Genomic DNA, 21,022 nt, shown 5'->3' with positions numbered 1-21,022 from the left:
TGTAACGGCGTGGCTCGTTGCGCCCTGCGGTGACTCCGCGCACGGTAGACGCATGCGAACCGACGGTCCGAGAGAACTGCCGCCCACGCTCGCCGTGCACCTCGACGATTTCGCCGACCATCTCGCCCTCGAGAACAACCGCTCCGCCCACACCGTCCGCGCCTACTCCGCCGATGTCCGTTCCCTGCTCGCCCACCTGGCTGTAACGAACCCGAACGCTCGTATCACGGACCTCGACCTCGAGACGCTGCGATCGTGGCTCGCGGGGCAGGTCAAGGCCGGCGCGGCACGGACCACGATCGCGAGACGCACGTCGACGGCGCGGGCGTTCACGGCCTGGCTGGTTCGGACCGGGCGGCTCGACCATGATCCGGCAGTGCGCCTCGCGTCGGCGCGGGCACATCGCACCCTGCCCACCGTGCTGCACGACGAGCAGGCGATCGAGGTCATGGAGGCCGCAAAATCGGGTGCGCAGGAACTCGATCCGATGGCACTCCGCGACCGGGTCATCCTCGAGATCCTGTACGCGACGGGCATTCGGGTCGGCGAACTGTGCGGGATGGACCTCGGCGACGTCGACGACGACCGGCGCGTACTGCGTGTGCTCGGGAAGGGTGACAAGGAGCGGGTGGTGCCCTACGGCGTTCCGGCAGCCGACGCGCTCGATGCCTGGCTCCGTCACGGCCGCCCGCATCTGGTGCGGCCGTCGTCCGGCGATGCGCTGCTCCTCGGCAAGCGCGGCGGACGCATCGACCAGCGCCAGGTCCGCACGGTCGTGCACGACGCGGTGTCGGCGATACCCGGAGCCCCCGATCTTGCACCGCACGGACTCCGGCACAGTGCCGCGACCCATCTCCTCGAGGGCGGCGCCGATCTGAGAGTGGTCCAGGAGGTGCTCGGGCATTCGAGCCTCGCAACCACACAGCTCTACACGCACGTCTCCGTCGCGCGGCTGCGTGCCGTGCACGAACAAGCACACCCGCGGGCCTGACGACTGGAACGTCGGCCCTCGTCGCCCGCGCGAAGTGTCCTCTGCGCACGGGTTCGAGCGGTGCGGACGTGCACAGTCCCGCCCGGATTGATAGCGTGCGCGCCGCACCATCGAATTCGGGGGGATCAGATGAGACGCGACGAACCGGGCCATGCTCTGCCCGCGTGGCTGCGGGACCAGCCACCTGCCGCAAGTGAGCCACCACCGGCACGGAAGGCTTTCCGCCGGGTGGTCCGGCAGGAGGGGACAGGCTCCGAAACGAAGAGTGAGACGCTCGAGACAGCTGCCACCGTTGTGCAGTCGGCCGAGCACCCCGTCGCGTCGGTCCCGTTCGGAACACCACTCCTGCCCCCGGCCGGTTCGGCGGATGACGCAGGAGAGAAGCCGGGCCGGGCGCCCGGAGCGCCACGCTCCGAGGACACCCGCTCCGAGGAGACGCGCGCCGAGGAGACCGAGCCCGCCGTCACGGATTCCGATCCATCCCCGGTGGACGCGGCCGACGAGGACGACCCCGATCCGGTGATCGAGGCCGAGGAACCGTGGGTGCCGCCCCAGGCCGGTGAACACGATCCGTCGGCGTTCCTCCCGCACGCGTTCGAGCACCAACCGTCCACTGTCGATCTCGCGTCGGACGTGCTGGTCCGACGATCCCGTCGTTCTTCGTCGGCCGGGTGGCGCCGCGGTGTACATCGGTTCGCGAAGGGACTCCTCGAGACCGGCGACCCCGCGGGGAGCGCTCGCCACGAGCATCTCGTGGAACGGATCCGGCAACCGATCTCGGGGGATTACCGCATCGCGGTGCTGTCCCTCAAAGGCGGGGTGGGCAAGACGACCACGACGATCGGACTCGGCTCCACATTCGCCTCGTTGCGCGGCGACTGTGTCGTGGCTGTCGACGCGAATCCGGATTTCGGCACGCTCGCGCAGCGCATCCCGCAGCAGATCGACGCCACCGTCCGGGACCTGCTCGCGGCAGCGCCCACGATCCGGCGCTATTCCGATGTCCGGGCGCACACCTCCCAGGCGCCGAGCCGGCTCGAGGTGCTGGCGAGCGAACGCGACCCGGCGGTGTCGGAGGCGTTCAGCGAGGACGACTACCGCGCTGTCGTCGACATCCTCCAGGTCTTCTACAACATCATCCTCACCGACTGCGGTACCGGCATCATGCATTCCGCGATGCGAGGGGTGCTCGATCTGGCGAATGCCCTCGTGCTGGTGGGGTCGCCCGCGCTCGACGGCGCGCGGAGCGCTGCCGCGACCCTCGACTGGTTGCAGGCCCACGGGTACCACGATCTGGTCGACCGCACGGTCGTGGTGATCAGCGCGCCGCGTCCGGGCACGTCGACCATCGACATGGATGCGCTGACTCGGCATTTCCTGGCGCGGTGCCGCGCACTGCATGTTGTCCCGTTCGACGAACATCTGGCGGAGGGAGCCGAGATCGACCTCGAGCGGTTACGGCCTGCGACCCGGCGCGCCTTCGTCGAGCTCGCCGCGATCGTGGCGGACGACTTTCCACCGTTGTCCGGCCGGCATGCCGGCCGCGGCTGACGATCCGGGCGTTTCCGGGCCGGCCGAGGGGTGGCGGCGCGTCCTCAGTGCTTGCCCGGTAGCTCGACCTCGGCCGGTGACTTGTCGGTCCGTAGTCCTTGCCAGCTCGGATGGCGAAGGCTCCCGCCTGCGTAAACCGGTGGGCGGTAGGTACTCGAACCTTGCGCTATTCGTTCAATCTTTGCCGTTATCGGGGCATCACCCCTGCCACCTGCTCCTACGAGAAACACCGCAGATCATCGTGGCTGTAGAGATTCGCGATCGTCGTCGGACGTCTGCGGTGAACCTAGCGAAAGTCAGCCCGAGATTCGCCAAGTCGCAACGTGCGGAGATCTCCCAAACCCGCTGCTCGGTTCATTGCCTCGCGATACGGGCTCTCGCTGTTTCGCTGCGCTTACCCACTACGACAGACCTGCCGGCTGCGGCCAGTCCCATGACGGGCATATTCGAGTAGATCGACTCGTGCTGACCGGCGCCGACGCGGTAGGTCTCGTGGTAGACCCCGACGTCGCCGCTGGCGCCGACCTTCTTGTTGAAGGCTTTCCATGCCGGCAGGTGTGGATCGTTCGGATTCTTTGCGAACGCTTCGAGTTGGTCGAAGCTGCGCCAGTACTGCACCACGGTGAAAGTGCGTCCGCCCAGCGCTATTCGAGCCCCTAACAGGCCTTTGTCTGGGTGCCGGCGCAGCTCGCGCAGCATTCGAGGCATCGAGAAGAATGGGCCGATCCACTTGTGGATCTTCCAGAGTTTGTTGATGCGGATGCCGATGAGGAAGACGACGAAGTCGTCATCGATCTCTGCGGTGTAGCGGCCGGTCTGGACTCGACTTCGGGCCATCGGAGCGCCCCCTTCGTTGTCGGTCCCGTGATCGATTCACGGTATGGATAGTGCTCCTATCCATAGTGGATAGTGCTACTATCTACTTGTGAAGTCAAGGAACGACGAGTGAAGGTTTCTGAACTCAGTCAGCGCAGCGGGGTGTCGGTTTCCTCCATCAAGTACTACCTGCGTGAGGGCCTGCTGACAGGCGGTGTGCAGACGGCCACCAACCAGGCCGTGTACAGCGAACAGCACATTCGGCGACTGCGGCTGATCCGCTCCCTGATCGATATCGGCGGCCTCTCGATTTCACATGTGCGTGCCACACTCGCAGCGGTTGACGATGAATCGACGCCCATGCACGACGCATTCGGGGCGGTAATGCATGGCCTCGACGAGGTGCCCACCGAGACCCGGCCCACCGACATCCAGACGGCCTACGACGAAGTGCAGGAATGGCTTTCGTCCAGGAGCTGGGACATCGATCCGGACGCTCCCGCGCCGCATCGGCTGGCCGAACTTGTCGCTACGCTGCGCCGGTTCGATTTCCCGACAACCCTCACCGACTTCGACAGTGTCGCCGATATGATCGAGCGCACTGCGCATATCGAAGTGGAGTACGCCCGAGCCATGCAGGATCGGACATCCGCCGTCGAGACGATGCTCATCGGAACCGTAATACTCGAACGAGCCATCGTTGAGGTTCGCCGACTCGCCCTCGAAGCTGCTAGTTCCCGAATCCACAACGCGCCGCGCCGTTCGCCATGACCTTTCACCCCGCTCCCATTTGTCGGCTAAGTCTGTGAAAGCGCAACCAGGTGTTTCGATCGACTCCCTGCTGATAGCCGAATTCGATTGCTTACCTGGACTTGTCCTGCGCCGCTAGGTACGTGGCCCAACTGGTGCTCGCATACCGAGCCCATTTATGTGCCGTCTCAGGGGCAACACCGAAGAGATCGCTGACCACGACGGCGTCGAGATGGGTGACGTTGGCGATCATGGCCGTGTTCCGGGCAGCGCGGGTAGGCAACCCGTTTTGTTTCAACTGATGCCACAGAAGTTGGGTACTTCGGGGTCGACTCGGCGTCCTCCCCGGAAACAGGTAGACGGGGTGCCGAGTATTGCTGCTTCGAACATTGTCCGTCGATTTTCGGAGTTCGTTCATCGATGAGTACAGCCGGCGAAGGCGGGACTATGACAGCATTCTCGTCAACCGTCAGGTACGCCGCGGAATCCTCACGACGGAATCGGTCGGTGGTGAGTTCGACGATGCGAACTACAGGTAGTGCATAGAGCCTGATCAGAGCGCCGACTACTCGAATCTCGAGCGGCAGAGAGTCATCGGTGAGGCATCGCCGCAGCTGTTCGGCGTGGTCTTACTCACCCTGAAATTCTTGTGGGAGAGAGTTTTTGGGACGGACGATATCGATACCGGCGACGAGGCCGCGCGCGCCCATCCATGAGATGAAGGTGAACAACGCGTTGAGATTGGCGGGGCTCGTGTCGAGGTAGGCGTCGACATGCTGCTGGTTCAGGCCGGCAACAGGAGTTCCTTTGGCGTCGAGCGACTCCGTCCCATTTCATCTCGAAGGCCCAGCCGTCCCCGGCAACACGCCGAGGGGCGCCAGCATCGGGGATGGTTCCGTCGACGCGGAAGGCATAGGCCGAGTCTGCGGCATCTACCCGGGCGATGATCGGTGAATCGGCAGCGGTGCTCCCGGCTACTGCTCGTCCTCTATACCGGTCACACCGGATGGAGGCGGATAACCGGACGCTCCACGAGGGGGAGGGGATCGAGATAATCGTCCCGGTCCCGGCGCAGTCCCCAATGCAGGCACGCCGCGACCGGGCACCCCTCGTGACCGCTCTCGACGGTGCCGATCGGATCGCCGCGCCCGATGCGCCGCCCGGACACCACCGCGGCGACCACGGGTTCGTACGTCGTGCGCAGCCCACCGGGATGGTCGACGGACACGACAGGCTTCCCCGCGACAGTGCCTGCGAACACCACCACACCGTCACCAGCCGACTGGACGTCCTGTCCGGGAGACGCGGCCAGGTCGACGCCGCGGTGACCGGGCAGCCAATTCCGGTCGGGCGGGTCGAAGGCGCGAGTGACGGCGGGTCGGGGATCGAGGGGCCAGCCGAACGACTGGCCGGCGTGCGACCGGTCGGTCTGGAGGGGGCCGCCGTGTGCCGGGAGGGTCCCCGCGGTGAACACCAGCACCGCGAGGCAGGCGCTCCGGGACACGATCCGGCGGGCGGTCGCGATTCTCATGCAGGAAGAGTGCCGCCCGACGCCGCCATCGCGACAGACCCGGTCCGGGGCCTGTGGACAAAGCGGGACTGCTCCACAGGGACGACATGCGAGTTTAGTGATCCGGCACCTGGGCACGTACACTTGTCGGGCGGTCTGTGTTCGCAGATCGACTTCGCGCGTCCGCGCACGGTGTCACCCGTTCGTACGGTGTACACCCGATGGCCGTCGTTCGGTCCCGCAAGGGTTCGACGGGCATGTGGACGCCAGGGCGGGGATCGAAAGATCGCCCGCATCAACCGACACGAAAGAGAGACAACAGCCATGGCTGTCGTAACCATGAGGCAGCTGCTCGACAGCGGCGCCCACTTCGGTCACCAGACTCGACGCTGGAACCCGAAGATGAAGCGGTTCATCTTCACCGACCGCAACGGCATCTACATCATCGACTTGCAGCAGACGCTGACGTACATCGACAAGGCGTACGAATTCGTCAAGGAGACCGTCGCCCACGGTGGCACGATCCTGTTCGTCGGCACCAAGAAGCAGGCGCAGGAATCCATCGCCGAAGAGGCCACTCGCGTCGGAATGCCGTACGTGAACCAGCGCTGGCTCGGCGGCATGCTCACCAACTTCTCCACCGTCCACAAGCGCCTGCAGCGCCTGAAGGAGCTGGAGGCCATGGAGCAGACCGGTGGCTTCGAGGGTCGCACCAAGAAGGAAATCCTCATGCTCACGCGTGAGATGAACAAGCTGGATCGCACCCTCGGTGGTATCCGCGATATGGCCAAGGTTCCGTCGGCCGTGTGGATCGTCGACACCAACAAGGAGCACATCGCCGTCGGTGAGGCTCGCAAGCTCAACATCCCGGTCATCGCGATCCTGGACACGAACTGCGATCCCGACCTCGTCGACTACCCGATCCCGGGTAACGACGACGCGATCCGTTCGGCTGCGCTTCTGACCAAGGTTGTCGCTTCCGCCGTCGCCGAGGGCCTCCAGGCCCGCGCCGGCAAGAGCACGGACGCCGACGCCAAGCCCGAGGCCGGCGCCGAGCCGCTCGCCGAGTGGGAGCAGGAACTGCTCTCGCAGGCCACCCCGGCCGCCGAGGCCGAGGCCGAGGCCCCTGCTGCAGAGGCTCCCGCCGCGGAAGCTCCCGCCGCCGAGGCACCTGCCGCGGACGCAACGCCCGAGGCCTGATCCCGATGGACGGCCCCGACCGGTAGATCGCAAGATCCATGGTCGGGGCCGTCTGTTCGCGAGCGGCCCGGACATGTGCTGCGCCGCCCGCACTCCGAGACTTTCCATCACAGACACAGGAGGCTCGCTTCCATGGCGAACTACACCGCCGCCGACGTCAAGCGTCTCCGTGAGCTCACCGGCTCCGGAATGCTCGACTGCAAGAATGCTCTCGCCGACAACGACGGCGACTTCGACAAGGCCGTCGAGCAGCTGCGCATCAAGGGTGCCAAGGACGTGGGCAAGCGCGCCGAGCGCTCCACCGCCGAGGGCCTCGTCGTGGCCAAGGACGGCGTGCTGGTCGAGCTGAACTCCGAGACCGACTTCGTCGCCAAGAACGACGAGTTCAAGGCTCTCGCCGACACGATCGTCACTGCGGCTGCGCAGGCGCGTCCCGCCGACGTCGACGCCCTCAAGGCCGTCGAGGTCGACGGCAAGACGGTCGACGCGCTCGTGCAGGAGATGTCCGCCAAGATCGGTGAGAAGCTCGAACTGCGCCGCGTCGCTGCATTCGACGGCCAGTCGGCTGTTTACCTGCACAAGCGTGCGTCGGACCTGCCGCCGTCGGTCGGCGTGCTCGTCGAGTACACCGGTGAGGGCGACGCAGCCGCCGAGGCCGCGCGTGCCGCCGCGATGCAGATCGCTGCGCTCAAGGCCAAGTACGTCACCCGTGACGAGGTCCCCGAGGACATCGTCGCCAACGAGCGTCGTATCGCCGAGGAGACCGCGAAGGCCGAGGGCAAGCCCGAGGGTGCGCTCCCGAAGATCGTCGAAGGCCGCGTCAACGGGTTCTTCAAGGATGTCGTGCTCACCGAGCAGGCCTCCGTCACCGACTCGAAGAAGACCGTCAAGGCGATCCTCGACGAGGCCGGAGCCACCGTCGTCCGCTTCGTGCGGTTCGAGGTCGGCGCCAGCTAGAATGTCCGCTTCTCGACCCCGCCGGCTCTCTGCCGGCGGGGTCGAGGTGTGTCAGGGCACGCCCACCGGCACGCGCACGGCCGCCGCACGGACGGTCCGCCGCTGCGCGAACGGACACAACAAGGCGTGTCGTCTCGCGCCCGGTCTCGGTTCTACCGGGTCGATGAGGCAGGATGAAAGGGCCGATTCATGCGCAACCAGAGGAGAGTCATGTCCGAACACGCCCACGAACGGCCCGGTTTCCGCCGGGTGCTCCTCAAGCTCGGCGGCGAGATGTTCGGCGGCGGCACCGGCAAGGTGGGGCTGGATCCCGACGTCGTGACCACAGTGGCAGAGCAGATCGCCGAGGTCGTGCGCAGCGGTGTGGAAGTTGCCGTGGTGATCGGCGGCGGAAACTTCTTCCGCGGCGCGGAACTGCAACAGCGCGGGCTCGAACGCGCTCGCTCCGACTACATGGGCATGCTCGGCACGGTCATGAATTCCCTTGCTCTGCAGGACTTCCTGGAAAAGCAGGGCATCGACACCCGCGTGCAGACCGCCATCACGATGGGTCAGGTCGCCGAGCCGTATCTCCCGCTTCGCGCCCGCCGGCACCTCGAGAAGGGTCGCGTCGTCATCTTCGGTGCGGGCATGGGCATGCCGTACTTCTCGACCGACACCACCGCCGCGCAGCGCGCGCTCGAGATCGGAGCGGATGTCGTGCTGATGGCGAAAGCCGTCGACGGCGTCTATTCCGCCGACCCGCGGGTGGTTCCCGATGCGGTGATGTTCGAGGAGATCACCCATCGCGAGGTCATCGAGAAGGACCTCAAGGTCGCGGACGCGACCGCTTTCAGCCTGTGCATGGACAACTCCATGCCGATCATGGTCTTCAACCTGCTGACCAAGGGCAATATCGCCCGGGCCGTCAACGGTGAGAAGATCGGAACGCTCGTACGGTCATGAACGGACAACGGAACATGGAGGAACTGCCGTGATCGATGAAGCCCTCTTCGAAGCCGAGGAGAAGATGGACAAGGCCGTCACGGTGGCCAAGGACGAGCTCGGGGGCATCCGCACCGGACGCGCGAATCCCGGCATGTTCAACCGCATCGTGGTGGACTATTACGGCTCGCCGACGCCTGTCACGCAGATTGCCAGCATCAGTGTGCCCGAGGCACGCATGGTCATCGTCAAGCCGTACGAGCAGTCGCAGCTCGGCGCGATCGAAACTGCGATCCGCAACTCCGATCTCGGCGTGAACCCGAGCAACGACGGGCACATCATCCGTATCTCGGTGCCGCAGCTCACCGAGGAACGTCGCCGCGAACTCGTCAAGCAGTCCAAGTCGAAAGGCGAGGACGCGAAGGTTGCCGTGCGCAACGTCCGGCGCAAGGCGATGGAAGAACTCGGGCGCATCCAGAAGGACGGCGAAGCCGGCGAGGACGAAGTCAACCGCGCGGAGAAGGAACTCGACAAGACCACGGCCAAGTACGTGGCGCAGATCGACGAACTGATCAAGCACAAGGAAGCCGAGTTGATGGAGGTCTGACGGTGGGCAGAGCCGACGGGTCTTCAACCCCGCAGCTTCCACTCGGTGCCGCAGGCGACTCCGGTGCCACCCCCGCAGTCTCGGACTCGACATCCGGTACCGCACCCGCGAAGCCGGCCTCCCGTGCCGGTCGAGACCTCCCTGCCGCGATCGCGGTGGGGTCCGGGCTCGGCGGACTTGTCATCGTAATTCTGCTGTTCGCCCCGACTGCCTGGCTTGCGGTGGTCGCGGCGGCGATCGCCATAGCAACGTGGGAGGTCACCAAGCGCCTCCGTGAAGCCGACGTGTCGGTTCCGCGCGTGCCTCTCCTCCTCGGTGGGCAGGCGATCATCTGGCTGGGGTGGCCGTACGGCACCACCGGCGTACTCGGTGCCTTCGCGGGCACCGTGGTGGTCACCATGCTGTGGCGACTGTTCGATCGCGGCTTGGCGGCGCAGCCACACAACTATCTCCGGGACACCGCGGTAGCGGTGTTCACCGCGGCGTGGTTGCCGTTGCTCGCCTCGTTCGCGACGTTGATGGTTCTCGAAGATCAGGGTGCCGCCCGCGTCTTCTGCCTGATGCTGGTGTGCGTGGCGTCCGATATCGGGGGCTACGCGGCGGGCGTGCTGTTCGGTAAGCACACGATGGCCCCGGCAATCAGCCCGAAGAAGTCCTGGGAAGGATTCGGAGGTTCGCTGGTCGCCTGTGTGGCGGTGGGAATCCTCACCGTCACCTTCCTGCTCGAAGGCCCGTGGTGGGTCGGTGCCGTCCTCGGCGTGGTCCTGGTCTTCACGGCCACGGCCGGCGACCTGATCGAATCCCAGGTCAAGCGGGAACTCGGCATCAAGGACATGGGCACACTCCTGCCGGGCCACGGCGGCATCATGGACCGGCTGGATTCGATCCTGCCGTCCGCATTCGTCACCTGGCTGATCCTTACCGCCTTCATCTAGTGGCTGTCGGCAACAGCGGCCGGGGCCGGGGCGTGATAGCGAGCCCCAACATCTGGCGCTGGCCTGCGGTCTACGAAGAGGAGAACCGGGCCCAGGACTCCCGCGGCGCCGTCTATGCGGCGCTGCGGGAGTCGGTCGACTGGACCGGCCGTGATGTCGTCGACGTCGGATGCGGCAGCGGCTACCACCTGCCGATGTTCGCCCGGGCGGCGCGCACGGTGACCGGTGTGGAACCCCACCCGCCGCTCGTGGCGGCAGCACGGCGCCGCGTCGAGAATCTGTCGACCGTCCGGGTTCTGCGAGGATCCGCCGCGGCCCTGCCGTTGCCGGACGGCTCCGCCGATCTCGTCCACGCCCGCACCGCCTACTTCTTCGGCCCCGGATGCGGGGCCGGCATCCTCGAGGCCATGCGCGTGCTGCGGCCCGGGGGAGCGCTCGCCGTCGTCGATCTCGACGCGACCGCCCATCCGTACGGAGAGTGGATGCGCGCCGACCTCCCGCACTACGATCCTCCCGCCGTCGAAGCCTTCTTCCGAGCCCAGGGATTCGACCTGCGACGCGTCGACACGGATTGGGTTTTTCCGGACCGCGCAGCCCTCGAGCGCGTGCTGGGTATCGAATTCGGACCCGAGGTGGCGTCCCGGGCGATCAGGGAAACACCCGGCACGACATTGACCGTTCGCTATCGCCTCCACGTCCGCCGCAAACCGGCGGGCGTCGAAATACGCTGAGCCGGACCGCGTCGTGCCCGTTCAGCGCGACACGCCGACGTGGAACGCCCTCGCCAGTTCGGTGATCTTCTTCGCTTTCGCCAGTGTGGGCAGGTCGCTGCCGTCGTGCACACCGTGGCCGTCCTCGTCCAGTTCGTCGATCACCTGGCGTGCCCATCCGACGTCCTCGGCGCTGGGACTCGACGCCGCGTTGACATACGGCGTCCGCCATACAGCCATCGTCCCCCGCCGGTAGGCGAGCATCACAGCAACGACGAGTCCGGCCCGCTCCGGTTCATGGGAGAATGGATCATTATGGCTTCTTCTCTGCCCCTGGTATTCGACGCACCCAAGCGCGGCATGCCGCCGCGGCACCTCGCCGACCTCGATTCCGAGCAGCGACGCGAGGCGGTGCGTGAGCTGGGTCTGCCGGCGTTTCGCGCCGACCAACTCGCTCGCCAGTACTACGGGCGACTCGAGGCGGACCCGGCCAAGATGACCGACCTGCCCGCCACGGTGCGGGACACGGTGGGCACGGCACTGTTCCCGCCTCTGCTCACCGCGGTCAAGCACATCGCCTGCGACAAGGGCGAGACCCGCAAGACGCTGTGGCGCGCCCACGACGGCACACTCCTCGAAAGTGTGCTGATGCGCTACCCCGACCGCGCGACACTCTGCATCTCGAGCCAGGCCGGATGCGGGATGGCGTGCCCCTTCTGCGCGACCGGCCAGGGCGGTCTCGACCGCAACCTGACGACGGCGGAGATCGTCGACCAGGTGCGTGCGGCCGCGGCGGCGCTTCGCGACGGTGACGTGGCCGGCGGGCCGGGGCGACTGTCCAACGTCGTGTTCATGGGCATGGGCGAACCGCTCGCGAACTACAAGCGGGTCGTCGCGGCGGTCCGTCGCATCACCTCGCCGGCACCCGACGGTCTCGGTTTGTCCCAGCGCTCGGTCACGGTCTCGACGGTCGGATTGGCTCCCGCGATCCGCAAGCTGGCCGACGAAGGGCTGAGCGTGACGCTTGCCGTGTCGCTGCACACCCCGGACGACGAGCTGCGCGACACCCTCGTGCCGGTGAACAACCGCTGGTCGGTGAAGGAGGTGCTCGACGCCGCGCGTTACTACGCCGACAAGACCGGTCGCCGGGTTTCCATCGAGTACGCGCTGATTCGCGATGTGAACGATCAGCCGTGGCGTGCCGACCTGCTGGGCAAGAAGCTGCACAAGGCACTCGGCGCGCTGGTGCACGTCAACCTGATTCCGCTCAACCCGACGCCGGGCAGTGAGTGGGACGCAAGCCCCAAGCACGTCGAACGCGAGTTCGTGCGGCGCGTACAGGCCCAGGGCGTCTCGTGCACGGTGCGTGACACCCGCGGCCAGGAGATTGCCGCGGCGTGCGGGCAGCTCGCTGCCGAAGGCTGATACCGGAACGTCACGCGAGTACGGCGCGGTGGCTGTCGGTGCGACGTCCACCGCGCTGTTCCTCGCCCCGCCGGCTCAGACTGCTCGATCCTGGCGCTCGGCCTCGAGGTCCGCGGCGCCGAAGTACGCGGCCTCGAGGCGATCCCGGTCGGCCAGCAATGTCGCCGCGTCGCCCTGGAGAACCACCCGGCCGTGCCCGAGCACGATCGCGCGGTCCGAGACGGCGAGCGCGAGTTCGACATGCTGCTCGACCAGCACGACGGCGATGTCCTCGTCGCGAGCGAGATCCCGGAGGGCGGGCAGCATCTGTTCCACGACGAGCGGTGCCAGCCCGAGGCTCATCTCGTCGACCATGAGGATTCGCGGTTCCGCCAGCAGTGCGACCGCGATCGCGAGCATCTGCTGTTCACCGCCGGACAGGAGACCGACTGTGCGCGACTGCAACCGGGCCAGAGCCGGAAACCTGTCGAGCACAAGTTCTTCCCGTGCGTGGTCGGGTTTACGTCGGGCGAGACGAAAATGGTCGCGCACGGTCATGGCCGAAAACAGTCCGCGGTCGTCGGAGACGAGCCGGACACCGCGCCGCGCCATCCGGTACGGCTTCCGGTGGTCGACCGGGGCACCGAGGGCGGTGACCTGCCCGCCCATCGCCGGAAGCAGTCCCGCGAGTGTCAGCAGCGTTGTGGTTTTGCCCGCGCCGTTGGAACCCAGGATCGAGACGACCTCGCCGGCGGAGACCGTCAGGTTCACATCGGAGACCGCGGCGACACCGTTGTAACCGGACGTCATGGATTCGGCGGTGAGCACCACGTCAGCCATGAGTGGTCTCCATCGGTGTGCCGAGGTACGCAGCGATCACGGCGGGGTCCTTTCTCGCTTGTTCCGGTGTGCCCGAAAAGATCACCTTCCCGAACTCCATGACGTAGATGCGGTCGCACACACCGAGAACCAGCGACATGTCGTGGTCGATGAGCAACACCCCGGGGCCACCCCGCGCCACGGCGCGGATGCGCTCGGCGAAGTCGAGGCTCTCCTGGCTGTCGAGGCCTGCGGCGGGCTCGTCGAGCAGGAGCACGCGGCAGTTCCCGACGAGGGCACGTGCGACGCCGACGAGTTTCTGTTGTCCGAGGGTGAGATCGCGCGCCGTGGTCTCACCGAGGTCGCCGAGGCCCACCGCGAGCAGCGTCGAGGCTACGAGTTCGTCCGTGCCGGTCTTGCGGCGGCCGAACAGATCCCGCCACAGCGTGGCCGGTCCGCCGGGACGCAGCGCCGCGACGACATTCTGCGCAACGGTGAGGTTGCCGAAGAGCTCACCGGATTGCCATGTGCGGGAGAGTCCGGCGCGTCTGCGCAGATGCGGCGCACGTCCGTCGAGCCGTGTGTCGCCGAGAGTGATCTCACCGCTGTATTCGGTGAAGCCCGTGACTGCGTCGACGAACGTGGTCTTGCCCGCACCGTTCGGCCCGATCAGCCCGACGATCTCTCCGGCGTCCACCGTCACCGACACGTCGTCGTTGGCGACGACGCCTCCGTAGGTCACGGTCACGTTCCGCGCGGACAACCGCGCGGGCTTCTCATCCGGCATCACTCACCGCAACCTTTCTGTCATCGGCGTTCGGAGCGGAGTCGCTCCCCGCCGGGGCCGGTGGCCGCGACCGGCGGGTGCGGACGAGATCGCCTATCCGGGATGCTTCTCCCGCCACGCCGACGGGGTTGAGGATCGCGGTGGCGATCAGCGCCAGTCCGGAGATCAGGGCGTAGTAGTCACCGAAATCGAACACGTTGTGCAACAACACGTAGACGATGCCCAGCGGCCCGATCACGCCGGCGATCACCGCGCCGCCGACCGAGGTGATACCGCCCAGGTACGCGACCGCCAGCACCTGCAATCCCACGAAGACCGTGAAGGACTCCGCCGACAGCTGGCCTGCGCTGTATCCGATGAGGCAACCGGCGACACCGGCGATGAAGGCGGAGAGACCGAAGCCGACGAGCTTGGTCAGCCGCACGTTGATGCCGCTCGCGGCGGCGGCGCGCTCGTTGGCGCGCACGGCCAGAAACGTCCGGCCCGTGTCGCCGGACGCGAGCCGGATGAATCCCCAGACGACCAGGGCCGCGACGACCAGGACGGTGAGCGAGAACGACAGCCGCGCGATTTCGCTGCCTTCGCGCACACCGAGATTCATCCCGAAGAGCGTGGGGTTGGCGATGGGATTTCCCGACGGAGGGGTCAGGCTGTAATTGTTGAAGACGAACCGTTCGATGGCCAGGGCGGCCGCGATGGTGACGATCGCGAGTTGCGCGCCCCGAATTCTGAAGGCGGGCAACGCGACCAGCATTCCCAGCCCCGCCGCGACGAGTGAGCAGAACACCAGTGCCACCGGAAAAGGCAGACCCCAGCCGGTGGTCACCTTCGACAGCATGAAACCTGCCGCACCGGCGAATGCCGCCTGCGCCAACGAGATCTGTCCGAGGTAACCGGTGATCACCACGTACGACAGGGCGAGCAGCATCAGGATGACCGAATAGGTCAACCCGAAACGGTACGTGCCGGAGGTGACCGCCAGCAGTACCCCGGCCGCGACGACCACTACGGTGGCGGTGATCGGCCGGAAGCGCGGAATCCGCACATCGGGCAGCTTGACCGTCTGGAGCGAACCGCGGGACGGTATCCGTCCGCCGAACGCGAAGAGGATCACGATGATCACGAGGAACGGCACAACCTGGTCGACGCCGGATTGCGCCCACACCGGCCACCAGCTCTCACCGGTGAGAAGGTTGAGCACCGATTGGAATGCTCCGAGGGCGAGCGAGGCGATCACGATCGTCGCGACGGACTCCATCCGGGCGACGAGGAGCACCGCGAGAGCGGGCACGACGAGCAGCGAATAGTTGAGCGGATTCAACCCGGTCAGACTTGCTCCCAGGACGACACCCATCGTGCTGACGAACGACGCCATCACCATCGCGAGTGCGGCGAGGCGGTCCGCCGAGAATCCCATGAGCGTCGCCCCCCGCTCGTTCTCGGCGGCCGCCCGGGTGGCCGCACCGGCCCGCGTGAAGCGGAAGTATGCCCAGATCAGTGCGGAGAGCACCACCATGATCCCCGCCATCATCAACTCGGCGGACGAGACGGTGGTGCCGAAGACGTCGAGGGAGCCGTCCGGGACGATCGCCTCGATCGGAATGTTGTTCGGGCCGAACCGAAGCACCACCAGCGCCTGGATGGTGAGCATCAATGCGACCGAGACGACCACCTGCGCGAGTGCCGGTGCCCGCCGGACGGGCCGGAACACCAGGTAGTGCGTGAGAAGGCCGAGCAGCAGTGCCATGAGCAGCCCGATGGCCAGCGCCACCGGGGTGGACGGCTTCTCGTCGAACTCCAGACTTCCGATCGGCAGAACCAGTGTTCCGTCGCGGCGCAACTGCGCGAAGACGTACGCCCCCCACATCGCGGTCGCGCCCTGGGCGAAGTTGATGATGCCGGTCGACCGGTAGACGAGCAGCAGGCCGCCCGACAGCCCGATGTACACCGCTGCGAGGCCGAACCCCAAGACGATGAACTGCAGGTAGGTGCTCATGGTGTGCTCCGGTGCGTCTCAGTCGTCATGTGGTGATCGTCAGGACGCGGGCATCAGCGACGGATCGAGGTCGATGTATCCGCTTTCGTCCACCGAGCGGAGAGTCCCGTCCTCCTGGACCTCGAAGAAGATGGCCTGCGCGTTGCAGGTGGTGGCGACCCCGGGCCATTGCTGCCCGTCGCACGTCACCGTGGGTCCTGCGAACGAGGGGAAGTCCTTCACGGCCTTGAACGCGTCCGTGACCGTGCCCGCTGTGATCTCTCCGCCGTGTTCGGACAGGATCTGCGCGATGTTGACGATCGCGGCGAACGTGTAGATCGACCGTGACGACAGTTCGTCCCCGTAACCGACCGCGTCCATCGCGTCGGCGAAGACGTCGAGTTGTTCCTGGACCTCGGCGGGCGCCGACTCCTTGGCCAGCGGCACCCACAACCGCGGCTGTGTGACGATACCGGCGGCGTCGGATCCCATATCGTCGATGAACTGGGAACACGACCCCGCGAGGATGGTGTCCTCGTAGCCTTGCCGGCGCAAGGCCTGGAACAGGCTCGTGCAGCCGTCTTCGGGCAGAGCGATCACACCGGCCATGTCGGGGTTGTCCGCAAGCTGTGTCGCGGCAACGACATTCAGATTCGCGCCCGAGGCCGGGGGATACTGCACGCTGACATCGATCCCCATTCCCTCGGCGATCGGCATGATCAGATCGTCGACGTAGGCATGGGAGGTGGGCGATTCGTTGACCGCGAGAGACGCTGTCGTCTTCCCCATGGTGTCGAGCGCCGACATGCTGGCGAGCGCTGCGAACGACACCGGGCCGGTGAAGTAGAACGCCTGCCCGTATTCGGCGGCGTCGGCGACGAACGATCCGGCGAGCGTTCCGATGATGGGGATGCCCGCCGAACCGAGAATCGGTACTGCGGCTCCCATGCTCTGATCGACCGCGTCGATCACGAGCGGCACATTCTTCGAGACGAAACCGTTGGCGCAGTTGATGGCCGTCTCGGGGCTGCCGTCACCGCCGCACACATCCACTTCGAGTGGACGGCCGTTGATGCCTCCGAGCACTTCGTTGACGTACTGGACACCGGCTTCGAGCCCGTACGCGGTTTGCGGGTAGGCGGTTGCACCCTTGATCGGTGCCTGTGCGCCGATGACGATGGGGGCGCCGGTGGGTGCGGCAGAGTCTCCGGACCCCTCGCTGCCGCTCGAACCGCACGCCGACACGGTGAGTGCGGCCACTGCTGCGATCGCACCGATGTGGAGCTTCTTCATTGGTGTGCCACTTTCTCGAATCAGTCGCGGGAAGTGAGAGATCGGGCGACGAGTGTGTGTTCGGGGAGGTACGGCACGAGGCCGGGTTCGGGCTGCACGTCGAACGAGCGCAACGCGGTCGCCAGCATCGCGTAACACCCCACCGTGAACACGATGTCCATGAGTTGCTGCTCTCCGAACTCGCCGGAGAGCACACGCCACGTTTCGTCGGACACCGCGCCGTCACCGATCAGTTCGTCGGTGGCCGCCAGCAGTGCGCGGTCGATATCGGACCAGCCCGGCGCTGCGGGACCTTCGGCGATGCGGGCGATCTCGTCGGCCGCGATGCCGGCACGGTCCGCGAGGATGACGTGCTGGGCCCATTCGTAGTCGGAATGGCGGAGTATGGCGACTCGGAGAACCATCAGTTCCCGCTGCCGGATCGACAGTGTGGACTGCGCCAGCAAATGCCGGTTGAAGCTCAGAAACGCCATCGCCAGCGACGGGTGGCGGGCCAGCGTGCCGAGCAGGTTGGTTCCCGGTTGCCGGTCCTCTTCGGGCGCGTTGCTCGCGACGGCGGAACGGAACCCGGTGACGTACGCTGCTATCTCCTCTGTCCAATCCTCTTGGGGAGCAGGAGAAATCCGGACCATCGTGTTCGGTGTCCTTTCGTCGGGAAGATGAGTGCTCGGCAGAGCCCGATCTCAGGTGTTGCGTCCGCCGTTGACGCCGATGACCTGGCCGGTGATGTAGCCGGCCTCCTCGCTGACGAGGAACGCACAGGTCGCCGCAATGTCCTCGGGCTGCCCGATCCGCCCGACGGGCGTCTTCGCGGTTTGCTGATCGAGGTCGACGAATCCCTTCTCGACCGTCCGGCGCAACATGGGTGTGTCGATGAAGCCGGGTGGAATCGTGTTGACGGTGACACCGTGCTTGCCGAATTCCAGGGCCAGCACCTTGGTCAGTCCGACGACACCGGACTTGGCGGACACGTAGCCCGCAAGCTCGGGGGAGCCGCTGTGGAAACTCGAGGAGGAGATGTTGACGATGCGGCCCCAGCCTTCGTCGAGCATGTCGGGAAGCACGGCCTGGCAGCAGTCGAATGTGCCGGTGAGGTTGACCGCCAGCGACTTCTGCCACAACTCGGCGGTGATGTCGAGGAAAGGAGAGTCGAGGGAAAGCCCGGCGTTGTTCACGAGAACGGTCGGCCGGCCCAGACGGGAGCGCACCTCGGCGACACCGGCGTCGATGTTCGCTCGGTCGGTGACATCGACCTGCACACCGAGTGCTTTTCCTCCGGCCTCGACGATCGTGTCGGCCGTGGCGGCTGCGGCATCGCCGTCGAGATCGAAGATCGCCACCATGTTCCCGTCGGACGCGAGACGCAGGCCGATGGCCCGGCCGATCCCGGAACCTCCGCCGGTCACGATCGCGATGCGGTTGCTCATTTGATCGGCTCCCGTCCGGCGATGGTCGAGCGGTGCATCACGCGCGGCTGCGACCTGTCGAAGGCGCAGGCTCGGTGCAGCAGGCCGTGGTTGTCCCAGACAACCAGGTCACCGACCGACCAGGTGTGTCGATACACCCGATCGGGGGTCGTTGCACGCTTCTCGAGATCCTCGAGCAACGCCCGACCCTCCTCGAAGTCCATCCCCACGATGTGCGATGCGAACGCCCCGATCACCAGCGAGCGGCGCCCGGAATCGTGTTCCCAGACCAAGGGGTGCTCCCGCGGAGTCCGCGACGCCCACTCGTCCAGCTGTGCCTGCGTCGGGTTCGGGTAGGACCGGCGCTGGATGGCTTCGAAGGTGTAGACGGCGTGAAGACCGGCCAATCGCTCCTTCTCGTCGTCGGTGAGCGCGTCGTACGCGGCGTACGTGCTGGCGAACTCGGTCTCACCGCCTTCACCGGGAATGACTCGCGCGCTCAGCATCGACGCTTTCGAGGCAACGTCGTCGGTCAGGCCGTCGATATGCCAGAAGACGTTGGCGGCGAGGTACTCCGCGTTCCCATTGGCGGGATCGAAACTGATTTCCATGACTTCCTCCGCTGCCGGAGGCAGATGAGGGAATGCGCGCAGGGGGCCGAGCTTACGGCCGAACTCCACTTGCGCGTCGTCGTCGGCGTGCAGCTCGCGGAACAACAGGACGCCGTACTGCTCGAGCGCGTCCAGGCATGCGCCGGGCAAGTCCTCGTCGTGGAGCAGTCGATCGACGTCGACGTCGAGGATCTCGGCCCCGACATTCTCGCTCAGCTTTTCTATGGTGAGTGTGCGCATCCGTCATTCCTCGCTTGTGATCATGGGTTCGCGGACAGGTACCGTCGGCAGATTCGAATCCTGCTGTCAGCCCGGGATGTTCGGCTCCCGGACGTTGGTCAGCGGACGGGTGTACGAAGGGTCGCTCGTACTGCGGGACGGTGCGCCGTTGTCGTGGACACCGGGCACGTCGGCGAACGGGATCTCCATCGACGGAACCATTCCCGACCACTCGATCGCGTTGGTGCGCAGAGCGATACGCCACTGGCCGTCGCGGCGTTCCAGCCGGTCGATGTAGCGTCCGCCGGCAATCCAGTTGCTGTCGTCGAGGTTCCGGGCGGCGAACAGGTAGTAGGTCTCGGTGTGTGCGGTGTCGCCGTCGATATCGCACGTGTGTTGAGCAGATTGTGGTGGGTGGCCTTCTGGCCCCGGGCGTGCATGTCGGTGGACCAGTCGTACAGGTCCACCGGTCCGCCGACGAAGCTGCCCGCGGCGATGATCGCGTCGGGGTGGAAGGCGGAGAGGAAGAGATCGCGGTCGAAGCGATCCATCGCCCGGCTGAATCGGGTCAGCGTATCGAGAATGTCCTGGCGGTCGAGGACCGACTCGAGTCTGGCGATCCTGTCTGCGGAAAGTCCTGTCACCGGCGTGGTCATGGTGCGCTCCGTTGCATTCGGGGGGAGGAGTCGGACGTCGCGATCGGTGACCAGATGGGTTCGCCGCGCGTCGCCCGGAGAGACGGGATCTCTCTGCCGTCGATGTCTGTGATGCCGTAGTGCTGTGCGAGTTCGGCGGTGATGAAGGTGCCGCCCGAGTGGGTCATCACCGCCGGGTCGTTCGCCAGAGCCGCGACTACCAGACCGGGAAACTCCGGCGAACAGCCGTTTTCCGGACGCGTCGCGGAACCCGTCGCCAGTCCCGGGACGGCGGCAAGATTGCGTTCCGCGCGTTCGGTGAAGGTGAGCCCCTGCCAGAGCGAGACCGACGCCACGTCGTGGGGTTGGAGTTCGACCGCCATGTCGCGGGCCATCCGGTCCACCGCGGACTTGGCCGTCCCGAAGACGACCCCGTAGGTATAGGCGACGCCGGTATAACCGGACACCGCCACGATGAGCCCGGACCTTCGAGGAACCATCAGTGTTGCGGCGTGCCGGGCGGCCACGAAGTTCGATCGCACCCCCACATCCACCATCTCCCAGTTCGACAACGGTTTCTCCCAGAAGGGATCGGGGTCCGTCAGATCGTCGGGAAGCGAGAACGCGTTGTTGACGAGGATGTCGAGGCGACCCTGTTCGTTGCCGACGCGCTCGAAGAGGCCGGCGACCTGCTGGTCGTCCGCGTGGTCGACCTGGACGGCGACGCCGCGGCCCCCACGTCGATCGCATTCCGCGGCCGTCTCCCCGATGGTGCCGGGAAGTGGGTGCGTGCCGGGCGCTTTCGTGCGGCCGGTGACGTACACCGTCGCACCCTGGCCTGCCAGCGCCAGGGCGATACCCTTGCCGATACCGCGGCTGGCGCCGGTGACGACAGCGACTTTGCCCGACAACGCACCCATTC

Annotated in this window: 22 protein-coding genes and 1 pseudogene; 10 read left to right on the top strand and 13 right to left on the bottom strand. The window is 66.3% G+C overall.

The genetic code is table 11. The annotated features are described in order from the left end of the window. Positions 1-76 precede the first annotated feature (76 nt). Positions 77-991, top strand: coding sequence for a tyrosine recombinase XerC (locus ACFWU2_RS18645; protein ID WP_378609514.1), 915 nt, complete (start codon positions 77-79; stop codon positions 989-991). Between the two features lie 129 nt (positions 992-1,120). Beyond that, a complete protein-coding gene (locus ACFWU2_RS18640) occupies positions 1,121-2,542 on the top strand; it encodes a MinD/ParA family protein (protein WP_378609227.1) in 1,422 nt (473 codons plus the stop codon). A gap of 354 nt (positions 2,543-2,896) precedes the next feature. On the opposite strand, the gene ACFWU2_RS18635 is transcribed toward ACFWU2_RS18640, so the two are convergent. Further along, positions 2,897-3,379, bottom strand: coding sequence for a DUF4188 domain-containing protein (locus ACFWU2_RS18635; RefSeq protein ID WP_378609225.1), 483 nt, complete (start codon positions 3,377-3,379; stop codon positions 2,897-2,899). Between the two features lie 108 nt (positions 3,380-3,487). Here ACFWU2_RS18635 and ACFWU2_RS18630 point away from each other — a divergent pair, with 108 nt between their 5' ends. Then, positions 3,488-4,129 carry a MerR family transcriptional regulator gene (locus ACFWU2_RS18630; protein WP_378609222.1) on the top strand — a complete coding sequence of 214 codons (642 nt, stop codon included), beginning with the start codon at positions 3,488-3,490 and terminating at the stop codon, positions 4,127-4,129. Positions 4,130-5,105: 976 nt separating this feature from the next. On the opposite strand, the gene ACFWU2_RS18625 is transcribed toward ACFWU2_RS18630, so the two are convergent. Next, positions 5,106-5,639: a M23 family metallopeptidase gene (locus tag ACFWU2_RS18625; protein ID WP_378609220.1), complete on the bottom strand. Its 534-nt coding sequence runs from the start codon at positions 5,637-5,639 to the stop codon at positions 5,106-5,108. A 303-nt stretch (positions 5,640-5,942) separates the two neighbouring features. Between ACFWU2_RS18625 and rpsB the strand changes: the two genes are divergently transcribed. The 6 genes from rpsB to ACFWU2_RS18595 all read left to right on the top strand — a co-directional run bounded on the left by rpsB (position 5,943) and on the right by ACFWU2_RS18595 (position 10,972). Then, positions 5,943-6,818, top strand: a complete 876-nt coding sequence (gene rpsB, locus ACFWU2_RS18620) for a 30S ribosomal protein S2 (RefSeq protein ID WP_378609217.1) — start codon at positions 5,943-5,945, stop codon at positions 6,816-6,818. Between the two features lie 132 nt (positions 6,819-6,950). Next, positions 6,951-7,775: a translation elongation factor Ts gene (gene tsf / locus ACFWU2_RS18615; protein WP_378609214.1), complete on the top strand. Its 825-nt coding sequence runs from the start codon at positions 6,951-6,953 to the stop codon at positions 7,773-7,775. Positions 7,776-7,985: 210 nt separating this feature from the next. Then, positions 7,986-8,720 carry a UMP kinase gene (pyrH, locus tag ACFWU2_RS18610; protein ID WP_072698616.1) on the top strand — a complete coding sequence of 245 codons (735 nt, stop codon included), beginning with the start codon at positions 7,986-7,988 and terminating at the stop codon, positions 8,718-8,720. A 28-nt stretch (positions 8,721-8,748) separates the two neighbouring features. Then, positions 8,749-9,306: a ribosome recycling factor gene (gene frr, locus ACFWU2_RS18605; RefSeq protein ID WP_072698615.1), complete on the top strand. Its 558-nt coding sequence runs from the start codon at positions 8,749-8,751 to the stop codon at positions 9,304-9,306. Positions 9,307-9,308: 2 nt separating this feature from the next. Next, a complete protein-coding gene (locus ACFWU2_RS18600; RefSeq protein ID WP_378609210.1) occupies positions 9,309-10,241 on the top strand; it encodes a phosphatidate cytidylyltransferase in 933 nt (310 codons plus the stop codon). A gap of 32 nt (positions 10,242-10,273) precedes the next feature. Beyond that, on the top strand, positions 10,274-10,972 hold the full coding sequence (locus ACFWU2_RS18595; protein ID WP_378609207.1) for a class I SAM-dependent methyltransferase: 699 nt from the start codon (positions 10,274-10,276) through the stop codon (positions 10,970-10,972). A 21-nt stretch (positions 10,973-10,993) separates the two neighbouring features. On the opposite strand, the gene ACFWU2_RS18590 is transcribed toward ACFWU2_RS18595, so the two are convergent. Beyond that, positions 10,994-11,191 carry a hypothetical protein gene (locus ACFWU2_RS18590; RefSeq protein ID WP_378609204.1) on the bottom strand — a complete coding sequence of 66 codons (198 nt, stop codon included), beginning with the start codon at positions 11,189-11,191 and terminating at the stop codon, positions 10,994-10,996. A 75-nt stretch (positions 11,192-11,266) separates the two neighbouring features. On the opposite strand from ACFWU2_RS18590, the gene rlmN reads away from it, so the two are divergent. After that, positions 11,267-12,376: a 23S rRNA (adenine(2503)-C(2))-methyltransferase RlmN gene (rlmN, locus tag ACFWU2_RS18585; protein ID WP_072698613.1), complete on the top strand. Its 1,110-nt coding sequence runs from the start codon at positions 11,267-11,269 to the stop codon at positions 12,374-12,376. Positions 12,377-12,451: 75 nt separating this feature from the next. Here the strand turns inward: rlmN and ACFWU2_RS18580 are convergent, their stop codons facing one another. The 10 genes and pseudogenes from ACFWU2_RS18580 to ACFWU2_RS18535 form a co-directional block, all read right to left on the bottom strand. Next, the gene (locus ACFWU2_RS18580) at positions 12,452-13,195 is read right to left on the bottom strand and encodes an ABC transporter ATP-binding protein (RefSeq protein WP_378609201.1); all 744 of its coding nucleotides are present in this window, start codon (positions 13,193-13,195) and stop codon (positions 12,452-12,454) included. Beyond that, on the bottom strand, positions 13,188-13,961 hold the full coding sequence (locus tag ACFWU2_RS18575) for an ABC transporter ATP-binding protein (RefSeq protein ID WP_378609198.1): 774 nt from the start codon (positions 13,959-13,961) through the stop codon (positions 13,188-13,190). The genes ACFWU2_RS18580 and ACFWU2_RS18575 overlap by 8 nt, the downstream gene beginning before the upstream one ends. Further along, entirely contained in the window at positions 13,951-15,957 is a 2,007-nt protein-coding gene (locus ACFWU2_RS18570; RefSeq protein ID WP_378609195.1) for an ABC transporter permease, read from the bottom strand. The genes ACFWU2_RS18575 and ACFWU2_RS18570 overlap by 11 nt, the downstream gene beginning before the upstream one ends. 39 nt (positions 15,958-15,996) lie before the next feature. Further along, on the bottom strand, positions 15,997-17,229 hold the full coding sequence (locus tag ACFWU2_RS18565; protein ID WP_378609192.1) for an ABC transporter substrate-binding protein: 1,233 nt from the start codon (positions 17,227-17,229) through the stop codon (positions 15,997-15,999). 20 nt (positions 17,230-17,249) lie between these two features. Next, positions 17,250-17,861 (bottom strand): carboxymuconolactone decarboxylase family protein, encoded by a 612-nt coding sequence (locus ACFWU2_RS18560; RefSeq protein WP_378609163.1) that lies wholly within the window; start codon positions 17,859-17,861, stop codon positions 17,250-17,252. 51 nt (positions 17,862-17,912) lie between these two features. Then, positions 17,913-18,656: an SDR family NAD(P)-dependent oxidoreductase gene (locus ACFWU2_RS18555; RefSeq protein WP_378609160.1), complete on the bottom strand. Its 744-nt coding sequence runs from the start codon at positions 18,654-18,656 to the stop codon at positions 17,913-17,915. Further along, positions 18,653-19,486 carry a TauD/TfdA dioxygenase family protein gene (locus ACFWU2_RS18550; protein ID WP_378609156.1) on the bottom strand — a complete coding sequence of 278 codons (834 nt, stop codon included), beginning with the start codon at positions 19,484-19,486 and terminating at the stop codon, positions 18,653-18,655. Before ACFWU2_RS18550 ends, ACFWU2_RS18555 begins: the two co-directional genes overlap by 4 nt. A 66-nt stretch (positions 19,487-19,552) precedes the next feature. Beyond that, on the bottom strand, positions 19,553-19,675 hold the full coding sequence (locus ACFWU2_RS18545) for a hypothetical protein (RefSeq protein WP_378609537.1): 123 nt from the start codon (positions 19,673-19,675) through the stop codon (positions 19,553-19,555). A 45-nt stretch (positions 19,676-19,720) separates the two neighbouring features. After that, positions 19,721-20,121, bottom strand: a pseudogene (locus tag ACFWU2_RS18540) (nuclear transport factor 2 family protein); the annotation flags it as partial. Next, positions 20,118-21,020, bottom strand: coding sequence for an SDR family NAD(P)-dependent oxidoreductase (locus ACFWU2_RS18535; RefSeq protein ID WP_378609154.1), 903 nt, complete (start codon positions 21,018-21,020; stop codon positions 20,118-20,120). The pseudogene ACFWU2_RS18540 and the gene ACFWU2_RS18535, both read right to left, overlap by 4 nt. Positions 21,021-21,022: the final 2 nt, after the last annotated feature.

The sequence above is a fragment of the Rhodococcus sp. NPDC058639 genome (genome assembly GCF_042717545.1).
Lineage (GTDB): Bacteria > Actinomycetota > Actinomycetes > Mycobacteriales > Mycobacteriaceae > Rhodococcus.
The sequence above is the reverse complement of the archived record's forward strand: the minus strand, read 5'-3'. Positions and strand labels throughout refer to the sequence as shown.

What these genes read in the sequence shown, in the direction of transcription:
- ACFWU2_RS18640 (WP_378609227.1), top strand. Translation starts at nt 1,121, where the DNA reads ATGAGACGCGACGAACCGGGCCATGCTCTGCCCGCGTGGCTGCGGGAC.
- ACFWU2_RS18635 (WP_378609225.1), bottom strand. Translation starts at nt 3,379, where the DNA reads ATGGCCCGAAGTCGAGTCCAGACCGGCCGCTACACCGCAGAGATCGAT.
- ACFWU2_RS18625 (WP_378609220.1), bottom strand. Translation starts at nt 5,639, where the DNA reads ATGAGAATCGCGACCGCCCGCCGGATCGTGTCCCGGAGCGCCTGCCTC.
- rpsB (WP_378609217.1), top strand. Translation starts at nt 5,943, where the DNA reads ATGGCTGTCGTAACCATGAGGCAGCTGCTCGACAGCGGCGCCCACTTC.
- tsf (WP_378609214.1), top strand. Translation starts at nt 6,951, where the DNA reads ATGGCGAACTACACCGCCGCCGACGTCAAGCGTCTCCGTGAGCTCACC.
- pyrH (WP_072698616.1), top strand. Translation starts at nt 7,986, where the DNA reads ATGTCCGAACACGCCCACGAACGGCCCGGTTTCCGCCGGGTGCTCCTC.
- ACFWU2_RS18590 (WP_378609204.1), bottom strand. Translation starts at nt 11,191, where the DNA reads ATGGCTGTATGGCGGACGCCGTATGTCAACGCGGCGTCGAGTCCCAGC.
- rlmN (WP_072698613.1), top strand. Translation starts at nt 11,267, where the DNA reads ATGGCTTCTTCTCTGCCCCTGGTATTCGACGCACCCAAGCGCGGCATG.
- ACFWU2_RS18580 (WP_378609201.1), bottom strand. Translation starts at nt 13,195, where the DNA reads ATGGCTGACGTGGTGCTCACCGCCGAATCCATGACGTCCGGTTACAAC.
- ACFWU2_RS18575 (WP_378609198.1), bottom strand. Translation starts at nt 13,961, where the DNA reads ATGCCGGATGAGAAGCCCGCGCGGTTGTCCGCGCGGAACGTGACCGTG.
- ACFWU2_RS18570 (WP_378609195.1), bottom strand. Translation starts at nt 15,957, where the DNA reads ATGAGCACCTACCTGCAGTTCATCGTCTTGGGGTTCGGCCTCGCAGCG.
- ACFWU2_RS18565 (WP_378609192.1), bottom strand. Translation starts at nt 17,229, where the DNA reads ATGAAGAAGCTCCACATCGGTGCGATCGCAGCAGTGGCCGCACTCACC.
- ACFWU2_RS18560 (WP_378609163.1), bottom strand. Translation starts at nt 17,861, where the DNA reads ATGGTCCGGATTTCTCCTGCTCCCCAAGAGGATTGGACAGAGGAGATA.
- ACFWU2_RS18555 (WP_378609160.1), bottom strand. Translation starts at nt 18,656, where the DNA reads ATGAGCAACCGCATCGCGATCGTGACCGGCGGAGGTTCCGGGATCGGC.
- ACFWU2_RS18550 (WP_378609156.1), bottom strand. Translation starts at nt 19,486, where the DNA reads ATGCGCACACTCACCATAGAAAAGCTGAGCGAGAATGTCGGGGCCGAG.
- ACFWU2_RS18545 (WP_378609537.1), bottom strand. Translation starts at nt 19,675, where the DNA reads ATGGAGATCCCGTTCGCCGACGTGCCCGGTGTCCACGACAACGGCGCA.
- ACFWU2_RS18535 (WP_378609154.1), bottom strand. Translation starts at nt 21,020, where the DNA reads ATGGGTGCGTTGTCGGGCAAAGTCGCTGTCGTCACCGGCGCCAGCCGC.